The sequence below is a fragment of the Cryptosporangium sp. NPDC048952 genome (assembly GCF_043197895.1).
GTDB lineage: Bacteria > Actinomycetota > Actinomycetes > Mycobacteriales > Cryptosporangiaceae > Cryptosporangium.
The window spans coordinates 48,030-62,545 of the sequence record NZ_JBICTY010000010.1 but is presented as its reverse complement, the minus strand read 5'-3'; the positions used below and the strand labels follow the sequence as shown (position 1 = coordinate 62,545).

The 14,516-nt window shown below is 70.3% G+C and carries 12 protein-coding genes; 5 read left to right on the top strand and 7 right to left on the bottom strand.

The annotated features are described in order from the left end of the window. Positions 1 to 8: 8 nt before the first annotated feature. Positions 9 to 437: a hypothetical protein gene (locus ACGFY5_RS42015; RefSeq protein ID WP_392730191.1), complete on the bottom strand. Its 429-nt coding sequence runs from the start codon at positions 435 to 437 to the stop codon at positions 9 to 11. A 192-nt stretch (positions 438 to 629) separates the two neighbouring features. Here ACGFY5_RS42015 and ACGFY5_RS42010 point away from each other — a divergent pair, with 192 nt between their 5' ends. Next, positions 630 to 3,014 (top strand): glycosyltransferase family 39 protein, encoded by a 2,385-nt coding sequence (locus tag ACGFY5_RS42010; protein ID WP_392730189.1) that lies wholly within the window; start codon positions 630 to 632, stop codon positions 3,012 to 3,014. 80 nt (positions 3,015 to 3,094) lie between these two features. Beyond that, positions 3,095 to 4,780 carry a PAS domain-containing protein gene (locus tag ACGFY5_RS42005; protein ID WP_392730187.1) on the top strand — a complete coding sequence of 562 codons (1,686 nt, stop codon included), beginning with the start codon at positions 3,095 to 3,097 and terminating at the stop codon, positions 4,778 to 4,780. Here the strand turns inward: ACGFY5_RS42005 and ACGFY5_RS42000 are convergent. Both ACGFY5_RS42000 and ACGFY5_RS41995 read right to left on the bottom strand, forming a co-directional pair. Then, positions 4,777 to 5,739, bottom strand: coding sequence for an acetylxylan esterase (locus ACGFY5_RS42000; protein WP_392730186.1), 963 nt, complete (start codon positions 5,737 to 5,739; stop codon positions 4,777 to 4,779). The two genes, ACGFY5_RS42005 and ACGFY5_RS42000, sit on opposite strands and share 4 nt — an antisense overlap. Further along, complete coding sequence (locus tag ACGFY5_RS41995) at positions 5,733 to 6,449, bottom strand: TetR/AcrR family transcriptional regulator (RefSeq protein WP_392730185.1); 717 nt, start codon at positions 6,447 to 6,449, stop codon at positions 5,733 to 5,735. Before ACGFY5_RS41995 ends, ACGFY5_RS42000 begins: the two co-directional genes overlap by 7 nt. Before the next feature lie 73 nt (positions 6,450 to 6,522). On the opposite strand from ACGFY5_RS41995, the gene ACGFY5_RS41990 reads away from it, so the two are divergent. Continuing rightward, positions 6,523 to 8,025, top strand: coding sequence for an APC family permease (locus ACGFY5_RS41990; RefSeq protein ID WP_392730182.1), 1,503 nt, complete (start codon positions 6,523 to 6,525; stop codon positions 8,023 to 8,025). Here ACGFY5_RS41990 and ACGFY5_RS41985 read toward each other — a convergent pair. The 4 genes from ACGFY5_RS41985 to ACGFY5_RS41970 all read right to left on the bottom strand — a co-directional run bounded on the left by ACGFY5_RS41985 (position 7,978) and on the right by ACGFY5_RS41970 (position 11,951). Beyond that, on the bottom strand, positions 7,978 to 8,835 hold the full coding sequence (locus tag ACGFY5_RS41985; protein WP_392730180.1) for a hypothetical protein: 858 nt from the start codon (positions 8,833 to 8,835) through the stop codon (positions 7,978 to 7,980). The two genes, ACGFY5_RS41990 and ACGFY5_RS41985, sit on opposite strands and share 48 nt — an antisense overlap. Next, the gene (locus ACGFY5_RS41980) at positions 8,832 to 9,398 is read right to left on the bottom strand and encodes a SigE family RNA polymerase sigma factor (RefSeq protein WP_392730178.1); all 567 of its coding nucleotides are present in this window, start codon (positions 9,396 to 9,398) and stop codon (positions 8,832 to 8,834) included. The genes ACGFY5_RS41985 and ACGFY5_RS41980 overlap by 4 nt, the downstream gene beginning before the upstream one ends. Positions 9,399 to 9,613: 215 nt before the next feature. Next, the gene (locus ACGFY5_RS41975) at positions 9,614 to 10,249 is read right to left on the bottom strand and encodes a DUF5709 domain-containing protein (protein ID WP_392730176.1); all 636 of its coding nucleotides are present in this window, start codon (positions 10,247 to 10,249) and stop codon (positions 9,614 to 9,616) included. Between the two features lie 46 nt (positions 10,250 to 10,295). Next, a complete protein-coding gene (locus ACGFY5_RS41970; RefSeq protein WP_392730174.1) occupies positions 10,296 to 11,951 on the bottom strand; it encodes a BTAD domain-containing putative transcriptional regulator in 1,656 nt (551 codons plus the stop codon). Between the two features lie 263 nt (positions 11,952 to 12,214). Here ACGFY5_RS41970 and ACGFY5_RS41965 point away from each other — a divergent pair, with 263 nt between their 5' ends. Beyond that, positions 12,215 to 13,042, top strand: a complete 828-nt coding sequence (locus tag ACGFY5_RS41965; protein ID WP_392730172.1) for a hypothetical protein — start codon at positions 12,215 to 12,217, stop codon at positions 13,040 to 13,042. 250 nt (positions 13,043 to 13,292) lie between these two features. Next, positions 13,293 to 14,513, top strand: coding sequence for a chitinase (locus tag ACGFY5_RS41960; protein WP_392730171.1), 1,221 nt, complete (start codon positions 13,293 to 13,295; stop codon positions 14,511 to 14,513). The last annotated feature ends 3 nt before the right edge of the window (positions 14,514 to 14,516 follow it).

Below are 14,516 nucleotides of genomic sequence, written 5' to 3'. Positions count from 1 at the left end.
ACTCGTGTTCATAGGGAAGGGAAGGGGCGGTGATAGATGACGACCTTCGCGACCGCGCCCAGCACAGCGGCCAGGGCGAAGCACAGGTAGATGACGTTGGCGATCCAGAACCAGTCCCACTCCGCGATCGCCATCAGCAGCCCCGCGACGCCACCGATCGCGACGAACGACTGGCCGACGTACTCGCCGAGCCGACCGATCTCCCGGTCGCGGACGTCGGTCGCACGTGACGCGTTCGGCGTGAACATCGAGACCACGATCTCGAGCACGATGGCCGCGATCATCGCGACGCCGATCGTCGTGAGCAACGGGCCCGCGTAGTGCACGTCGGGCAGCGGCTGCCCGTCCGCACGCCTCAGCACCGTGATCGCGTACCCCGCATAAGCGACGACGGTGACGACCAGGGTGATCCACGCCCGTTTCTCGGTGAGCGTCACGACCTACCTCCTGTGTAAAGCATTCTTGACATCTCCAATGTCAGGCAGAGCCGACACGATGTCAAGTCTTCTTTACACGCTGTCGGAACGCCGACCAGCAGGGGCCGCGGTGCCGAACAGCTGCTGTACAACCCGCGAACTCCGCTGCTCAGAGCAGAGATCGGGCGCAGATTTGCCTAGCGTTCCGAACCGATGAAGACGATGGCGCGGTCCCTCCGCAACGCTCTGCCGGTGTCGGGTTGGCTCGTGCTGGGCGCGCTCTGCGTCCTGGCGGTGGCGCTGGCGCTCGTGACGAACGCCCAGTACGGCCCGGACTCCCGGATCTACCTGGCGTGGACCTACTGGTACCTCGGCCACCCCCAGGCCGAGGCCGCTCAGATGTCGTTCGACTACCTGCGCGACAACCCGGGGTTGGCCACCTGCATCACCTGCTGGCCGCCCGACTTCCACGAGAGCTTTTTCACCGGCCCGTACGCGGCCGTGGTCGGGCCGCGCGTGCTGCTTCCGGTGCTCTCCGCGCCGTTCGTGGCGCTGTTCGGTCCGGCGGGGATGCTCGTCGTCCCGATCGTCGGGTACGCGTTGGCGATCCTGGCGACCGTCCTGCTCGCCTCGCGGCTGTGGGGGCCGCGGTGGGCGCTGGTCGCCGGTGCGATGCTGCTGCTGCCGGTCTACGTGTCGCGCTGGAGCGTCGTCGCGCACACGGAGGGGCCCGCGTTCGCACTGCTCGCGCTCCCACTGCTCGTGCTTCCGCTGGCGCGGAAAGTCGGCCGGAAACAGCTGATCAGCTACGTCGCGCTGATCGCTCTCGGCATGCTCAACCGTCAGTTCGCGATCGCGCTGCCGGTGGCGGTCGCGGGCGTGTGGCTGCTGGTCGCGATCCGGGACCGGGCGTTCCGGAACCCCTGGCTGTCGTTCGCGGTGTGGGGAAACGTCGTCGCGTTCGTCGTGCTCGCCGCGCAGATGTTGATCACGCCGCTGATCTTCGGCGGCGAGGACTTGTCGCTCGCCCAGCGGTTCGACGAGCTCACGATCAAGTACTTCGGCACCAGCGGGATCGCGGCGATCCCGGAGGTCACCGAGAACATCATCCGGTCCGACCTGCTGGCCGTGCGGTACGACCTCGCGCTGGTCGCGCTGCTCGTAGCGTCGACAGTGGCGGTTGTCTGGCGTTTCCGCAGTGAAATCTCAGGCCTGGCCGCCGGAGCGTTCTTCGTGGTCAGCGCATTCAACGTGATCGAGTTCTGGCCGGCGGCGTTCCGCTACCACGCGCCGGTCGTGCCGCTGCTGGTGCTGGCCGTCGTCGCGCTGATGGTCGACCTGTGGGGACCGATCCGACGGCTGCCGTCGCGCTCCACGGAGGCCGAGCCGCGGGAGCCGGTGCCGCTGGAACACCGCGCCCGGCGCTGGCTGCCGAAGACTTGGCTCGGGCGGATGCCGGCGCACGCGTGGGTGACCGTCGCGAGCCTCGCGGTGCTGGTCCCGGCAGTGCTCTCCTACCGGATCTGGCACTTCTACTCGAGCAGCATGTACCACCTGGCCTGGTCGTACCGGATCCTCGGCTTCACGCCCGGTGAGGCCGCCGAGCGCACCTATGCGGAGCTCTACGACAAGCCGTTCGCCGCGACGAACTGCGGCCGGGACTCCTGCTTCGGCCAGGGCTCCGACTGGCTGTTCGCGCACGCCAGCTCCGCGGACCCGAACCTGGTGTACCCGGTGCTGTCGGCGCCGTTCGTCGGAGCACTGGGGGACCGCGGCCTGATCGTCGTCCCGCTGCTGTCGTTCTTCGCCGCGGTCGGCATGCTGACGTACTTCGCGGCCAAGCGGTGGGGCGCGCTGGCCGGCACGGTCACCGCTGTCGTGTTCGGAATCTGCGACCGGATCGTCGCCACGTCGCTGACCGGTACGGCCGACATGTTCGCGCTGGCGCTCTGCTGCGCGCTCCTGTTCACGCTGCCGCTCGGCAGCCGTCGCGGACGCCGGACGCTCGTCGTCTTCGCGGTGCTCACCGCGCTGCTGCTGGCGAGCCGGGCGCCGGCCACCGCGTTCGTGGCCGCCGTGGCGTCCGCCTGGGTGTTCACGGCCTGGCGGGAGCGGACGCTGCGCAACGCCTGGCTGCCGTACGTGGCGGTCGCGTCCGGGCTCGCCGTGGCGCTGGTCGCGCTCGGGCAGGTCGCTCCGATCGCTGACGCGCGGTACCTCGGAAGTCTCGGGGAACTGGTACGCGGCGGGGTCGACGTGGGTGCGCTGCTCCGGACCGACGGGGCCTACCTCGCCGAGGACGCCGTGCTCTGCTCGGTGCTCGTGCTGGCCCTGGTCGCGGCGCCGCTCCGGGCGCTGCGTGATCCCCTCGCCGCTCTCGCGCTCGGTGGCATCGTGGGCTGCGTCGTCCTGGAAGTGCTCGGCGGGACGCCCTCCGGGGCGCGCGCGTTCAGCACTGTCTTCCCGCTGATCCTGCTCGCCGCGATGGGAATGCTCGCTCGGCTCTTCGACCAGCTGAGCCCGTGGGAAGTGCCAGCCACCCTCGACGAAAAGGACGAAGAGGAAGCCGAGGAGCCGGAGCCCGTTCCCGCCGCCTAACCGGCGCAAAGGGACGGAAATGCCGTTAATGCTGTTATCGTTTCTGCGCGTTGATCTACTCCCTCTGTCAAAGCGCGCAAATGGACGATAACGGCGAGCTCTACGACGAAAGACGGCTCGCGGCGGTGGATCGCGCAACGGCGATCCTCTCCGGAGTCCCGCTCTCCATGGACGCGATCGCCGGTGCGGCGGCCAGCGTCACGGCTGCACCGATCGGCGTCATCTCTCTGGTCGACGGCGAATGGGACCGACTCATCGGTCTGCACGGCATCGGCGGTGTGTTCGCGCTGACCCGGCGGATCGCGGTCGCGGACTCGCTGTGCCGCACCGTGGTGGCCTCCGGCGAACCGGCGTGGCTCGCCGACACCGCCGCCGACCCGACGGCTGCGCGCGCCGCCGTCGTCTCCTACCTCGGCATCGGTGCGTTCGCCGCGGTGCCGCTGATCGGGTCGGACGGGGCCGTCGTCGGAAGTGTCTGCGCGCTCGACCACGCACCCCGGGAGTGGACGGTCGCCCAGCGTGCCGCGCTGACCGGTGTCGCGACGACAGCCGGCCTGCTGCCCGGCGTCGCCGGCATGGCCGCTGAGCTGACCGTCAACCTGCTCGACCTCGTCCCGTTGCTGGACGCGTTGGCCGAGTCGTTCCTGGTGGTCGACGGCGACGGCGCGATCCTCGCCTGGAACGCGGCGGCGGCCACGACGTTCGGCTGGACCCGCGAGGAAGTCCTCGGCACCCCGCTGCACACGCTGCTGTTCCCGGACCGCGACGCGGTGACGATCCGCGCGATCCTGGCGACGTTGTCCGCGCTGCCGGCCGAGCGGCGCGGCGCAGTGCGCCGCCGGACGATGTGGGCGACGACGAAGGATGGCCGCCGGATGCCGGTGGACGCGTCGATCCGCGCGGTGTCCGGCGCGGGCGGCACCCGGATCTGCGTGTCACTGCTCGACGCGTCGGGCCGGTTCGACGCGGAAGCCGACGCCAGCCGCCGCGAGGGCCTGCTCCAAGCGGTGCTCAACAGCCTCGGCACCCCGGTCTACGCCTGCGATGCGAAGGGCATCCCGCTGTTCGGCAACCCGGCGCTCCTCGACGTCATGGAGGCGAAGCCGGGGTCGCTGGTCGAGGCCGCGCTGCGGCTGCACGAATACCTCTTCGGTCCCGACGGCGAGCCGGTGCACCCGGCGGACTACCCGAGCGCGCGGGCCCTGGCGGGCGAGATCGTCCGGGACGCCCCGCTCACCTTCCGGGTCCCGGGCCGCCCGGTGCGTCGCTTCCTCGCCAACGCCGAGCGGATCGTCGTGGGGAGCGGCGCGGAGGGTGCGGTGGTGGCGCTGCGTGACGTCACCAGCGCGAGCCAGGACCGGGGCCGGCGCGCCTGCGAGCTGGCCGTCGCCCGTCTGCTGCTGCGCTGCGGCTACTCCGTCGAGGTCGCGCAGCGTCTGGTCGGTGCGATCGCGGACTCGCAGCCCGGCGCGCGGGTCCGGCTCTGGCTGGCCGAGGGCACCGAGCTCCGGTTGACCGCGGACTCCCGCGGCACGTCCGAGCAGGTCAGTGGTGAAGGCCGGGTGGACACGACCTTCACCACTGCCGCCGTGACGTTCGGCCCCGGCACCGGAATCGCCGTTCCGGTGCGGGGTGCCGACGAGGTCTACGGAGTGCTCGACGCCGAGCTACCCGACGCCGACGCCGAGCCGGACGTGCTCGCCGCGCACCTGTCGCGGATCGCCGCCGACCTCGGGTACCACATCTACGTGCACCGGCTCGGTTAGCCCAGCTGCTCGCGCACGAACTTCAGCGTCCGCTCCTGGTCGACCGGGCCGCCGCCCTCGTGGCCGTTGTAGTCCCAGGTCAGCACCTCGTGCGGCCCGGCGTAGGCGTTGATCGCCGCGTACACCGACGACGGCGGGCAGATCGCGTCCATCAGCGCCACCGAGATCAGCGCCGGTGCATTCGCAGTGGCCACCATGTTGACCGCGTCGAAGTACGAGAGCGTGCGGTGGGCCTGCGCGACGTTCTCGCGGTGCGTCGCCAGGTAGTCGGCCACCTCGCGGTACGGGTGCGCGTCGGTGATCCGGGTCGACCGCGGGAAGTCGGAGAGGAACGGCACCATCGCCGCCGCAGCGCGGACGTCGTCGCGCAGCCCGGCGACGGCCAGCGTCAGCGCGCCGCCCTGGCTCCTGCCGTAGACAGCGATCCGATCGACGTCGACCTGCGGCAGCGCCCGGGCGGCGTCGACGGCGCGCACCGCGTCGGTGAAGAGCCGCCGGTAGTAGTACGTCGACGGGTCCTCGATGCCGCGGGTGACGAACCCCGGGATCTGCGGCCCGGACGCGGCCGAGTCCGGCGTGTGCCCGACGCTCCACTTCGAGCCCTGGCCGCGGGTGTCCATGTGGAGATGGGCGAAACCGGCGGAGGCCCAGGTCAGGTTCTCCAGCACGTGGCCGCGTCCGCCGCCGTAGCCGATGTACTCGACGACGGTGGGCAGCGGCTCGCGCGCGCCGGCCGGTACGCGCAGCCACGCCCGGATCCGCTCGCCGTCATACCCGGCGAACGAGACGTCGTATGTGTCGATCGTGGTCAAACCGGTGGAGACCAGATCTGCGGTCACGTCGATGTCGTAACCACGGGCCGCCAGCAGGGTCTTGTCCCAGAACTCGACGAAGTCGTCCGGGCGGGTCTGGGCGCTGCGGTACGTGAGCAGCTGGTCGAGGGGAAGATCGGTCAGCACGGACGCTCCTCGCGGGGGTAACGGGTTTCGATGCCGTCCAACATGATGTCGATCGTCAGCGCGAACAGCGCCGATGAGGTCTGCGGTTCGGTGAGCTCGGCCAGCGCGGTCACCGTCGGGTACTCGTCGGCGGGCAGCTCGGCGTAGACCTCGGGACGCAACGGGCCGGGCCGCTCGGTGGCACCGGCGAAGGCGGCGTGACCCAGTGCGGTGGTCACGATGACCGTGTAGATCGGCTGCACGTCCGCCGGGCGGAACCCGTGCGCGAGCATCCGGTGCAGGCTCGCTTCGCGTCCGGCGACGGCGTTCGGTCCGAGCAGCGGGGTCCGCAGCACGACCGGCAACAGGTGCGGGTGCGCGATGAGCGTCGACCACAGCAGGTGGGCCTGGTTGGCGAAGTCCTCGCGCCACGTCGGTTTCGGCGTTCCGAACTCCACCTCGCCGAGGACGTGGTCGACGGCCTCGATCAGCAGCTCCTCGCGGTTCGCGACGTGCCGGTAGAGCGACGCCGCACCCGTGCCCAGCTCGTCGGCGAGCCGGCGCATCGTCAGCGCGTTCAGCCCCTCGCTGTCGACGATGACCAGCGCGGTCTTCGTGATCTGCTCGATCGTGAGCCCGCCCTGCCGGTGGCGTCGGCGGTCCCGCGCGGCGCGGCGGTCACGCCACCACGCAGCACCACCGAGCCGGGTGACGTCGATCGAGGAGCTCATCGGCCCATCTTGACGCATCGAGCAATCGACCTATTATTACGCGAACGTTGTTCGCATAGGAGCGCTCGATCACATGGCACGCCACCTCTCGGAACCCGCTACGCACGAGGGCACGCTGGCCGGCTGGCAATTGGCCATCGTCGCGACGATGAGCCACGCGCCACTGCTGGTGGCGTGGGTGGCCATTCCCGGTGCGTTCCAGTTCGGGCACGTGGTCGCGATGCCGCTGGTCTACGTGCTGGGCGGCATCGCGCTGCTGTGCGCGGCGCTGGCGTTCACCAGCATGGCCCGCCGTGTCCGCCACCCCGGAGGCCTCTACGCGCTGGTCTCCGCCGGTCTGGGGCCGTCGATCGGGCTCGGCGTCGCCGCCGTGGTGCTGGTGTCGTACCTGGGATCGCTGGTCTCGCTCTACGCGGTGTTCGCGCTGACGCTATCGGGGCTGTCGGTCGACCTGATCGGCGTCGATCTGCCGGGTGAAGTCGCGGCGCTGATCGGCGTCGTCCTGGTCTCGCTGCTGAGCATGGTGCGGCTGCGCCGGGTCATCTGGCTGCTGGGTGGGCTGCTCGCCGCGCAGGCCGTCATCCTGATCTGGTTCGACGTCCGGGCTCTGCAGTTGCCGATGCGCGACGGTGACTTCACCGCGCCGCTCGACCCCGGCTGGCTGTTCAGCGGCTCGTTCGGGATCGCGCTGTGCTTCGCGGTCACGGCGTTCATCGGCCTGGACACCAGCCTCAACTTCATCCGCGACGTCCGGACGCCCGGCCGGAACGTCCCGCGCGCGGCCTATCTGGCCGGACTGATCATGACGACGGCGTCCGCGTTCAGCGCGTGGGCGGTCAGCGCGGCCACCAGCGGCCAGGCCCGTGCCGCGGTTGCGCCGGACGACGTCGCGTCCACCACCGGCACCACCGGGCAATCGCTGTTCACGCTGATCGGTCGCATCGTGGGGCCGGAGGCGGCGCCGAACGTCGCCCGGCTGATCATGTTCACGCTCGTGCTCGCTGTCGTCGGGTGCGCCGTCGTGCTGCACAAGGCCGTGAACCGCCAGCTGTCCGGGCTCGCGCTCGACCGGGTGCTGCCGCCGGTGTTCCTGCTCGGTGCGCGGGACGCCTGGCTCGTGCGGGCCGGGGTGCCGGCGCTCGCCGCGATCGGCGCGGTGGCGGTCATCGCGACCGGCGACCGCATCTACGCGCTCTGGCTCGGCCTGGCCAGCGGGCTCGGCATCACCGGTGCGCTCGCTCTCACGTCGATCAGTGCGTTGTTCTGGTTCCTCCGCAGTGACGAGGAGGAGACCGAGGTCGGTGGCTGGGAGTTGCGTGCGGTGGCCGGCGCCGTTGCCGCGGTGGTGACCGGCTTCGTGTTCGTGTTCGGCCTGCTGCGCCTGTCGTCGGTGTTCCCGCCGGCGGGTGGCCGACCGTCATGGTTGCTCGGTGCGCTGATCGGGACGGCGTTCGTCGCCGGGGTGACGTGGGCGGCGGTGCTGCGGGCCCGTCGGCCCGCGGTGCTCGCCGGCGTCGGTCGGCCCTGGTCAGAACCCGCCGTGGACCTGAACGTCGGACTTCCCGGCGCTCGCTGACGCCACGTACGCGTCCTTGCCGGTGCTCCGGCCCCCGTGGTTGTACTGGCCGGCGAACACGTAGCTGCCCGGCGCCATCGTGGCGCCGTCCCGCAGCCGGAACCGGTAGTACAGCCACCCGGCGTCCTCACGCACTTCCGACTCGAGCTTGTCGTTCGGGACGCTGCTCCAGTTGCCGGTCGTCTTCAGGCCGGACGTCACCGCGACGCGGATCGTCACGTCGAGCGCGGTGATCTCGGACTTGTTCTTGAGCGTCACGGTGCTCTGCGACCAATTGGCATTGGAGTTCGGGTCCAGCGCCCCGTTCGACCAGAGCCACCCGCGTTCGCGGGCGTTCCCGTCCGGGATCGGTGCCTGGCTCGTCCGGGGTGACGTCGAAGACTTGCTCGGTGACGTCGACCGCGCGGACGGCGACGCGGCGGACGGCGTCGGCGAGGACGTGGTCGGTGCCGGCTCGGGGGTGGTGGCCGCCGTGGTGGGCGTGACCGCGGCCACGGGCGGCGGCGGTGGTGCACTCGCCGCGTCGGGCTGCTCCGACTGCCCGAAGCCGACGAAGAGCCAGGTGCCACCGACGCCGAGCGTCACGACCCCGGCCAGTGCCGCAGCTGCCGCGATTGGCCGGAACCCGCCGATTCCGCCCGCCCGGCGTCGGCCGCCGCTTCTTTCGGCGCGGAACGCGCTGCGACCCGCGGTGCCTTCGGCGCGGCGGCGGTCGATCCGGGCCAGCATTGCCTCGCGGTCGGGCCGGTGCTCGTCGGCTGCCGCTCGGAGGCGGATGCGCAGTTCCTCCTCGCGTGGGGTGGGCGTCATCTGACACCGCCCCGACGCGCGCCGGCGCCGCTGCGGACCAGCGCGGCCCGCGGGTCCTCGGTCGCGGCGATCAACGCGGCCAACTGGGTGGCTCCGCGCGACGTCTGGCTCTTCACGGTGCCGACGGAGATGCCGAGGACGTCGGCCACCTCCCGCTCGGAGAGGTCGAAGGCGTACCGCAGCACGACGCACGCGCGTCGGCGGTACGGCAGCCGGGCCAGCGCGGCGCGGACGTCGAGCGCGGCGGGAACGTCGGCCTCCGCCGTACGCTCGTCGCGGTGGAACAGGCCGGCCAGCCGAGCGCTGTGCTCTTCCAGCCCGTGGCGTCGGTTCCAACTGCGGGCGACGTTGACCAGGACTCCGCGTGCGTAGGCCAGCGGATCGTCAGCGGCGGTGACACGGTCCCAGTAACGCCAGATCTCCGCGAAGGCATCGGCGGCCAGGTCGTCGGCCACGCTGCTGTCACCGGTGATCAGCGACGCCATGCGGGCCAGCTCTCCGTGGTGGGCCTCGAAAAAATTGTGGAAGGCGTGCTCGCGGGGCCGATCGAACACGCCTTCCACCTCCCACAGCGCTGCCGGGTGCGTAGTCAGCGCCTGGAAACAATTGAAACGATAGCTCCGAAAAAAATGCCGTCAATTCAATGGTGAGAATACAAAAAAAGGTTGCCGTGATGGTATTTAAATGGGCCTCAAGTCCGGCGAAGGTCCAGCTAAGACAAATGCGGGCCGCCCCAGGTGGGACGGCCCGCGGACTGCTTTTCGCTCGTCAGTCGTAACTACTCCCGAATGACGTGGATCGCCTGCTCTTCGGCCGACGTACCGCCGAATCCACGCTCGTCCGCGATTGCGTCTTTTTCGTCGTCGACGTGGGCGCCCTCGTCCGGCTCGACGAGGCGGCCGGCCACGTTGTCAAGGTCGCGGTCGTAGACCGACACCGGAGATTCCGTGCGCGGGTCGATCCCGTCGAGGGCCGCGGCCGTCTCGGGATCCTCCGCCTCCGGCGTCACGCCGTCGATCTCGATGGCGACGTCACTCGCGTCGAGTGGGCGGCCGTGTACCTCCGGGTAGTCGTCGCGCGGGGTGCCGCCGACGTCCAAGTCGGTCTCGTCCGTGTTCTCGGATTCCCACTCGGCCTCGGCCTCGGCGACGGGGTCGGCGACAGTCGGGGCGTCGATCTCCTCGATGACGTCGGGGACCTCGCGGCGGAGCCGGTCGTCGAGCGGTTCGCCCTCGCGTTGTTCCTCGGCGGTCGTGCCGAACTCGGTCGACGCGATCGGCCGGTCGGCGGGGAGCGCCGAGGACGGGCCGTCGGCGGCACGCGCGGCGTCACGCTCCGGGTCCGCGAACGAATCGTCGTCGGCGGTGCCAGGGAGACCCTCCGCCTCCGGGTCAGTGACAGGTTCGGTGCTCATGGACACTGGGCTACCCACCACGGACCGGGTCATACGTGCGATTCCGTCAGGTAGGGGAGCGGCTCGGCACGATCAGCGTGACGAAGCGGTTGAGGGCCGCGGGGTTGAGCCTCAGGTCGGGATGGCGCAACGTGAGGTCGTAGACCGACGTGTACGGCCCGCGCACGGTGCGGTCGGCGATGATGCGGCCGGCCTGCTCCAGCGTCATGCCGGGGAGCTGCGCCAGGACGTACTCCGGCACCCCGTTCACGTCGATCAGGCCGCCGTCACCGAACCAGCGGGGGAGGTCGGGGCGACCGATCCGCAGTTCACGGGCCATCTCCGGGTGGTGCGTCACCATCTGCAGCGCCCGCTCGCGGTCCATCCGGTTGGTGATCTCGGCGGCGTTGTCGTCCTGCTTCATGCGGTTGAGGTTGAACATCTCCAGCGCGAAGATGTGCACCGCTCCGACCAGCGGCGAGACCACCAGCGACGGAAGTAGCAGCCAGTCCCAGGGGGTGAGGGGCACCTCGGTCTCGGGGTCGGTCGGCAGGATCGCCGCCCACACCCACAACCCCAGGGTGCCCAGGAGATAGGCGACAGCCGCGATGATGTTCCACGTGTTGCGTCGGCGGAGGCCGTAGTAGCCGACGACGAGGAACGTCGCGTGGCCGAGCGTGCACACCGCCAATGTCGTGAAGAACACCGCTCTGATCCAGCCGATCAGAGCGCGGTGGTCCGTAGCCGGGGGGTTGATCGAGGCCGGCGGGGAGACCGGGTACGACGGAGGGCCGGGGAGGAGGGGTGCCGGGCTCGGGTGTGCCAAGCCGTAGGGCGGTGGCGGAGGTAGTACGGGGCGGGCCGACGACGACGGGGGGAGCGTCGGCTCCGGGGCTGCGTCGGGCGGCCCGTCCGGTGCGGAGGGTTTCGCCCTGGACGGGAGCGCGAGCGTCGGGTCCGAGGACAGGATGCGCTGGTGCAGTTCGCGGAGATGGTCGCCGGGGTCGACGCCGAACTCTTCGCGGAGGTGCTCCTGGGCGTCCCGGTAGGCCGCCAGTGCCTCCACCTGCCGCCCAGAGCGGTAGAGCGCGAGCATCAACGCGGCACGTAGCCCTTCGCGCCCCGGGTACTCACCGACCAGGCGCCCCAACTCCGTGGTGAGCCCGGAGTGCCGACCGAGCTCCAGCTCGAGCTCGGCGAGCGACTCCCACGCCGCGGCGTACTGGTCGGCCAGCTGCTGCCGACGGGCGTCGAACCACCGACCCGAGAGCCCGGCCAGCGGCTGCCCGCGCCAGAGCTCGAGCCCGCGACGTAACTCGGCAGCCGCTGCGGCCGTGTCGTTGCCGCGCCGCAACGCCTCGGCCTTGCGCACCCGGATCTGGAACGTCTGGACGTCGAACTCGCCGACGTGGAGTCGGTACCCGCCGTCGCTGAGCGTCAGTACCTGTGACGGTGCCCGGGGCGAGCGCTCGGGCTCGAGGACCCGGCGTAAACCGGCGACGTACTTCTGGACGACGTTCGCCCCGTTCTCCGGCGGATCGTCGTCCCAGACCGCTTCGACGATGCGCTGCGCCGGTACCACGCGGTTGGCGTCGAGGAGCAGTACGGCGAGTACTGCCCGCTGCTTTCCCGGCCCGAGATCGAGTGCCTGGCCACCCCGCCAGCTCCGGAGTGGACCGAGGACGGCGAAACGCAGCGCCGGTTCGGCGCCGTCGACTTCCACCCGTACCTCCTCGACCGACGATGCGCGCGGAGGCGACCTTAGCAACCTCATCGGAATTCCTTATCGGACCTTTAGGTAAGGGCAGGTCAGCGAGGTGGGGAAGTCGTTCGGCAGTGAACGGCAGCGGGTCCGCAGCACTTCGGCAGCGAGCCTCGACACGCTGCCGAAGTGCGACCACTCGCACCCCGGCCGTCACAGCGGCCCCTGCTTTACACGGCTCCCCGCGTTACCGCGGCCCCATTCGAATTGGAAGTAGAGAAGTCATGCGTTCTGCAGTGAAGACCAGCCGTCGAGTCCGTGTGCTGGGAGCCGGTCTGGCTCTCGCCGCCTCCGTGCTGGCCACCACCGGTTGCGGTGCGGCGGACACCGTCTCCGAGTCCGTGAAGACGGCCGTCCAGACGCCGCAGCAGAAGCTGGTCGCGGCCGCGCCGACGACGAGCACCGAACCCTTCACCTACAAGATCACTCAGGTGGGCGCGCCGGAGGGCGAGGCCACCGACGCGTTCGGCGCGGTCAACCCGCCGGCCAAGGCCTACGAGCTGACGACCGTCATGAACAGCGCCGAACCGAAGTACACGCTGACGACGGCGTTCCGGATCGTCGACCAGAAGTCGTGGATCAAGATGAAGATCGACAGCGAGCAGGACCTCGGCCTGCCCGAGATCCCGGACAAGTGGATGCCGGTCGACCCGGCGGTGCTCAAGTCCCCCGACACGCCGACCGGCTTCAAGGACCAGGACGAGGACCCGGCCCGGCTGGGCGCGCTGTTCACGTCAACCGTCGACGTGACCGAGTCGTCCGAGGGCAAGTTCAGCGGCACGATCGACTACACCAAGCAGCCGAACGTGGAGATCGTCTCGGCGGCGATCGTGAAGGCGCTGGGTGAAAAGGCCAAGGCCATCCCGTTCACCGCCACTGTCGTCGACGGCAAGGTGACCGAGTTCGTGCTCTCGATCCCGGCGACGGGTGCGACGAAGGCACAGACCTACAAGTCGGTGTACGAGTACGGCGCCGGCACTCCGGTCGCCGCGCCGCCGGCGGAGGAGACCGCGCCGATGCCGGACGACGTCGTCCAGCTGCTCAACGGCTGATCTGTCTGACCCGATCTTCTGATCGGACGCCGGGCGACCGTCACCACGGGGGGCGGTCACCCGGCGTCGTACTGTGACCGTCCTGTCGCGACTGAGTGGGCGTCGTCACGGTTCTGCCGCGAAGGCTGTGAGCAGGCTGGATGGCAGCCTAACGCTGCCTTAAGTCCCGTCGTCGGCGGTAACGGATCGTTGTACTGGACCGATATTGTTGACGACTGAAACAACCGCCACCTCTGGAGCAGCGTTCCCCGTGCATCATTCGAGAAAGAGTGCCGGGGGTGCTCACCGTCGCCGAACGCCTCGACGTCTCCTGATCTCGATCGGCCTCGTCGTCGCGTTCGTGATGACGACCGCCGGTGCCTACGCCGCGGTCGGGCCGACCATCCACCACACCGGCTCGCCGCTCGCCGCGGGATGCAGCGCCGAGGAGTGCGAGGACGAGGAGACCCCGTCGGCCGAGCCGGCACCCTCGCACGATTCGAAGCGGCCCCGCGCGCGTCGGTCGCACCTCCCGCCGGCCGGCGGGAAGGTCTCGCCGACGCCGAAGCAGCCGGTCTCCAACGGCACCGAGTTCTCGCCCTACGTCGACGTGCTGCAGTACTCGGAGTCGGACCTGAAAGAGGTCCGCAACGCCGGCATCAAGCACCTGAACCTGGCGTTCATCATCTCCGGCAACGGCTGCACCCCCGCGTGGGACGGCCAGGTGGGCGTCGATGACGCGTCGGTCAAGAGCAAGGTGGCGGCCTACCGGGCCGCCGGCGGCCAGGTGCGGGTCTCGTTCGGTGGGGAATCCGGCACCGAGCTCGCGGCGAGCTGCTCGTCGGCCGAGGAACTGGCCGCCGCCTACCAGAGCGTGATCGACGCGTACGACCTCACCCGGGTCGACTTCGACGTCGAGGGCGGGGTGCTCAGCGACAGTGCGTCGGTCGACCGGCGGTCCCAGGCGATCGCGATCATCGAGCGGACCGCCTCGTCGGCCGGCAAGACGCTGGACGTGTCGGTGACGCTCCCGGTGAACCCGACCGGCCTCACCGGCGACGGCGTCAGCCTGCTCAACAGCGCGGCCGGCAACGGCGCCACGATCCACGCCGTGAACGTGATGGCGATGGACTTCGGCGAGTCCGCGGCGCCCGACCCCGACGGTCGGATGGGCTACTACGCGATCGAGTCGATGAAGGGCACGCAGAAGCAGGTCAAGAGCGCGTTCGGGCTCTCCGAGTCGGCCGCGTGGTCCCGGGTGGCGGTCACGACGCTGATCGGCGTCAACGAGCCGTCGACCGAGGTGTTCACCGCCTCCGACGCGGCGCAGCTGAGCGCGTTCGCCCGCTCGCGGGGCGCGGCGTGGACGTCGTTCTGGCAGCTCGCGCGGGACCAGCCCTGCTCGGACGGCGCCGAGGCCAACGCGAGCTCGGACTCCTGCTCCGGAGCCAGCGACAGCAAGTACCACCTCGCCCGCTCGTTCCTCGGGTAGCAG

Excerpts from the sequence above, each read along its gene's own strand:
- ACGFY5_RS42010 (WP_392730189.1), top strand. The coding sequence starts at position 630 with ATGAAGACGATGGCGCGGTCCCTCCGCAACGCTCTGCCGGTGTCGGGT.
- ACGFY5_RS42005 (WP_392730187.1), top strand. The coding sequence starts at position 3,095 with ATGGACGATAACGGCGAGCTCTACGACGAAAGACGGCTCGCGGCGGTG.
- ACGFY5_RS41995 (WP_392730185.1), bottom strand. The coding sequence starts at position 6,449 with ATGAGCTCCTCGATCGACGTCACCCGGCTCGGTGGTGCTGCGTGGTGG.
- ACGFY5_RS41990 (WP_392730182.1), top strand. The coding sequence starts at position 6,523 with ATGGCACGCCACCTCTCGGAACCCGCTACGCACGAGGGCACGCTGGCC.
- ACGFY5_RS41985 (WP_392730180.1), bottom strand. The coding sequence starts at position 8,835 with ATGACGCCCACCCCACGCGAGGAGGAACTGCGCATCCGCCTCCGAGCG.
- ACGFY5_RS41975 (WP_392730176.1), bottom strand. The coding sequence starts at position 10,249 with ATGAGCACCGAACCTGTCACTGACCCGGAGGCGGAGGGTCTCCCTGGC.
- ACGFY5_RS41965 (WP_392730172.1), top strand. The coding sequence starts at position 12,215 with ATGCGTTCTGCAGTGAAGACCAGCCGTCGAGTCCGTGTGCTGGGAGCC.